We start from the raw sequence: 4,061 nt of genomic DNA, 5'->3' as shown, positions 1-4,061 counted from the left end.
GCTACGACGCCGGCGCCGACGGTACGACCGCCTTCACGGATGGCGAAGCGCAGACCGTCTTCCATTGCGATGGTCTTGATCAGGGTGACAGTCATCTGAATGTTGTCACCTGGCATTACCATCTCAACGCCTTCCGGCAGTTCGCAGTTACCGGTCACGTCAGTGGTACGGAAGTAGAACTGAGGACGGTAGCCTTTGAAGAACGGAGTGTGACGGCCGCCTTCTTCCTTCGACAGGACGTAGACTTCTGCGGTGAACTTGGTGTGCGGCTTGACCGAACCTGGCTTGACCAGAACCTGGCCACGCTCAACGTCGTCACGCTTGGTACCACGCAGCAGGACGCCGCAGTTCTCGCCAGCACGACCTTCGTCCAGCAGCTTGCGGAACATCTCAACACCAGTGCAGGTGGTGGTGGTGGTGTCACGCAGACCAACGATTTCCAGGGCGTCCTGAACACGGACGATACCACGCTCGATACGACCGGTAACAACGGTACCACGACCCGAGATCGAGAATACGTCTTCGATCGGCATCAGGAACGGCTGGTCGATGGCACGAACTGGCTCAGGGATGTAGGCATCCAGAGTTTCTACCAGCTTCTTGACAGCGGTAGTGCCCATTTCGTTGTCGTCTTTGCCTTCCAGGGCCATACGAGCCGAACCGATGATGATCGGAGTGTCGTCGCCTGGGAAGTCGTAGGTGGACAGCAGGTCGCGAACTTCCATCTCGACCAGTTCCAGCAGCTCAGCGTCGTCTACCAGGTCAGCCTTGTTCAGGAAGACCACGATGTACGGAACGCCAACCTGACGGGACAGCAGGATGTGCTCACGGGTTTGTGGCATCGGACCATCGGCGGCCGAGCAAACCAGGATCGCGCCGTCCATCTGGGCAGCACCGGTGATCATGTTCTTCACGTAGTCAGCGTGACCTGGGCAGTCAACGTGAGCGTAGTGACGAATGTTCGAGTTGTACTCGACGTGAGCGGTGTTGATGGTGATACCGCGCGCTTTTTCTTCTGGAGCCGAGTCGATCTTGTCGAACTCAACGACGGCCGAACCGAAAACTTCGGAGCAGACGCGAGTCAGCGCTGCAGTCAGAGTGGTCTTACCGTGGTCGACGTGGCCGATAGTGCCGACGTTGACGTGAGGTAGGGAACGATCAAACTTTTCCTTAGCCATCGATACAATCCTCCGCAGAAGAAATAGATATACCGCCGATAAAACAAAGGCAGATATTTTCATATCTGCCTTGTTTATATGGAGCTCTTGAGCGGATTTGAACCGCTGACCTCACCCTTACCAAGGGTGTGCTCTACCAACTGAGCTACAAGAGCGAAACACTATGCGCAACAACAGCAAACTTGGAGCGGGTAGCGGGAATCGAACCCGCATCATCAGCTTGGAAGGCTGAGGTTCTACCACTAAACTATACCCGCGGAGCTTGCAGCTCTCGCTAAAACTGGTGGAGGGAGAAGGATTCGAACCTTCGAAGCTCTCGCAACGGATTTACAGTCCGTCCCCTTTGACCGCTCGGGAATCCCTCCAGATGTGGCCGGCATTCTATTTGTCCGCCGCCCCGGTGTCAAGCCTTTTTTCAAATTTTTTCAATCAAATCTGAAACTTAGCTACTTTGACACCGCTTCCAGCTCTACCACCTCAGTGGTGTTCCCTGTGAAGCGGGCGCCATTCTATCAAGCTATTCAGCAGTTGCAATACCCTCGCACAAAATAATTTTGTGTTTTAAGTCTTTGAAATCCTTGGAAAGAGTCGCCAGCACATCCTGATCCAGCAAACGCTCGCTTTCCGGCGCCACCTTGAGCCAGAAACCTTCGGCGCCAGGCAGCTGGCCAGCTAGCGGCTGAGCGGAGATATCCAGGCTCAGCAGGCGCTGGCGCAACATATCCAGTTGCTCACGAGCAGGCACACCACCCACGACAAGGCACTCATCGCGACGCCGGGCCGGCGTCGCCGCACCGGTCTCACGCAGCAGACGTATCTCCTGCTGGGAACCCTTGTACAAAGACAGTGGAGCGACCTCCTTGGCCTTCAAAGGAGCTTCCTGCTGATGCCAGACGTAATAAAAGACGTTCAGCACGACCAACAGCAGAAACAACCAGCGCATAGTCACCTCAACTCAACGGGCAGGCGATGGCCAGGCCCACAAATACCAGGTCTGGGACAATTCGCGCCTGGGGCACGGCCTCACGCACCAGGGGCGCATCCCCCCCGGTGAGAAAAACTGTAAAGCCATCCCCCAGAAGCGCCCTTGCCTGCTCCACTTGCGTGCGAGCAAAGCCCTGGAGCATCAGTACACAACCACGCTCGACCGCCTCGACCGTCGAACACCCTGGCTCCAGGCTGCTCAACGCACGCTCGGCGGAAGCGTCGTCATAGCGGATACGCCGAGTGTGGGTGCGCAACTGGCTTCGCATCAATGGCATGCCAGGGCAGATGTACCCTCCCAGGTGCTCACCATCCGCAGCAACGAAGTCGGCCTTGGCCGCCGTGCCGAAATCAATGACCAGGCAAGCACCCTTCGCCAGGTGATAGGCACCCAGAGCACCAAGCCAACGATCCATGCCCAGGCGCTGGTAATCCTCATAGCCGTTACGGACTCCGGCCATTTCCCTTACCGGCTGCGCCACGCACACCTCTATCGCGAAAGCGCCCTGGAGCAATGCGCACAAGGATGACGTCTCCTCCTCGCTGCGCACACTGACCATTCGGCAACCGGTGAGACGCAATGCCGGTAACGAGGCGACCGCAGCCAGCAGCGCCTGGTCGGAGTCGACGACACCTCCTCCGGCAATAGCGGCATCTGCGACATGAATGACACGCCACTTGATAAAGCTGTTTCCACAGTCGAGCTCAAGAATCATCACGCAACCTCAGGCTGAGCTCACCACCGCTGTAGCTCTTTTCCACGCCATCGACATCAAGACGCAACCCGCCCTGACCGTCCACCCCGAGCACCACGCCGTCGATCCGGGTGTTGCCCGCCACTAGCGAGACTGTCCGCCCCTGCCACAGGTGCGCCTGCTCCCACTCCTCCTGGAATGCCGCAAAACCATACCGACGATGACGAGCCAGCTCATGCTGCAACTGCTGGGTAAGCAAAGCGACCAGATGATTGCGATCAATCACCTTGCCAGTCTGCGTCCGCATCGAGGACCAGGCCTGATCCACCTGCTCATTGTGCTGCATGTTCACATTGATGCCGATTCCCAGCACCACATGACAGACATCTGCAGGATCGCCAACCAACTCGAGCAAGATACCCGTGATCTTCTTTCCGCCGGCCAGCACATCATTGGGCCACTTGAGCCCCACATCCTGAAGCCCAAAGGCTTGCAGCGTACGCATGACAGCCAAGCCGACGACCAGACTCAGCCCCTCCAGCTGACGCATGCCACCTTCGACGCGCAGCACCACACTGTAATAGAGGTTTTCCGCGAACGGACTGACCCACTGCCGGCCACGGCGCCCACGCCCGGCAGACTGACGCTCGGCCAGCACCACGAACGGCGCGCCTTGCTCGGCAGCAGCAAGCCGCAACCCCTCTGCATTGGTCGAGTCGATATCCTGGTGTATGAACAGTGGCCACTGCTCTCCTTGCAAAAAGCCGGCAATTGCCTGCTCTTCCAGCAAGTTCAGCGGAGAAGCCAGTTGATAGCCACGCCCACGAACCTTGTGAACGGTCAGGTTAAGATCGCTCTCGAGGTGCTGCAGCTGCTTCCACACGGCACTGCGACTCACTCCGAGGGCTGCCCCCAGAGCCTCGCCAGAATGGAACCGGCCATCCTTGAGGAGATTCAACAACTTCAGCATGCCAGTCTCGATTTTGAATAAGGCTGGCATGATAGCCATGGGTAGTAGGCTTGCATAGGAAAAGGGGCTTGTCGGGTTACCCCTGTAGGAGCCGGCTTGCCGGCGAAGGGCGCACCGCAGTGGAGGGCACCGGCATAGCCGGTGTTCGCCGGCAAGGCCGGCTCCTACGAGGGGGAGTCTTTTCCGGGGCTCAAAGACAAAACCCCTACCTGCATGCGCAGATAGGGGTTTTGC

The 4,061-nt window shown here is 58.0% G+C and carries 4 protein-coding genes and 3 tRNA genes; all 7 read right to left on the bottom strand.

What is annotated here, in order from left to right:
• Positions 1-1,178 (bottom strand): elongation factor Tu (gene tuf, locus P5705_RS26035; RefSeq protein ID WP_277463727.1); only part of this gene is annotated, 1,178 nt, incomplete at its 3' end.
• Between the two features lie 79 nt (positions 1,179-1,257).
• Positions 1,258-1,333: transfer RNA gene (locus P5705_RS26030), tRNA-Thr, on the bottom strand.
• 28 nt (positions 1,334-1,361) lie between these two features.
• Positions 1,362-1,435, bottom strand: a tRNA-Gly gene (locus P5705_RS26025).
• 24 nt (positions 1,436-1,459) lie between these two features.
• A tRNA-Tyr gene (locus P5705_RS26020) sits at positions 1,460-1,543 on the bottom strand.
• Between the two features lie 152 nt (positions 1,544-1,695).
• On the bottom strand, positions 1,696-2,121 hold the full coding sequence (locus P5705_RS26015; RefSeq protein ID WP_277463726.1) for a hypothetical protein: 426 nt from the start codon (positions 2,119-2,121) through the stop codon (positions 1,696-1,698).
• 7 nt (positions 2,122-2,128) lie between these two features.
• The gene (locus tag P5705_RS26010; protein WP_277463725.1) at positions 2,129-2,878 is read right to left on the bottom strand and encodes a pantothenate kinase; all 750 of its coding nucleotides are present in this window, start codon (positions 2,876-2,878) and stop codon (positions 2,129-2,131) included.
• Positions 2,868-3,827: a bifunctional biotin--[acetyl-CoA-carboxylase] ligase/biotin operon repressor BirA gene (gene birA / locus P5705_RS26005; RefSeq protein WP_277463724.1), complete on the bottom strand. Its 960-nt coding sequence runs from the start codon at positions 3,825-3,827 to the stop codon at positions 2,868-2,870. The genes P5705_RS26010 and birA overlap by 11 nt, the downstream gene beginning before the upstream one ends.
• Positions 3,828-4,061: the final 234 nt, after the last annotated feature.

The organism is Pseudomonas entomophila (assembly GCF_029478665.1).
Lineage (GTDB): Bacteria > Pseudomonadota > Gammaproteobacteria > Pseudomonadales > Pseudomonadaceae > Aquipseudomonas > Aquipseudomonas entomophila_F.
This window is presented reverse-complemented; position numbering and strand designations above follow the sequence as displayed.

Excerpts from the sequence above, each read along its gene's own strand:
- P5705_RS26015 (WP_277463726.1), bottom strand. The coding sequence starts at position 2,121 with ATGCGCTGGTTGTTTCTGCTGTTGGTCGTGCTGAACGTCTTTTATTAC.
- P5705_RS26010 (WP_277463725.1), bottom strand. The coding sequence starts at position 2,878 with ATGATTCTTGAGCTCGACTGTGGAAACAGCTTTATCAAGTGGCGTGTC.
- birA (WP_277463724.1), bottom strand. The coding sequence starts at position 3,827 with ATGCTGAAGTTGTTGAATCTCCTCAAGGATGGCCGGTTCCATTCTGGC.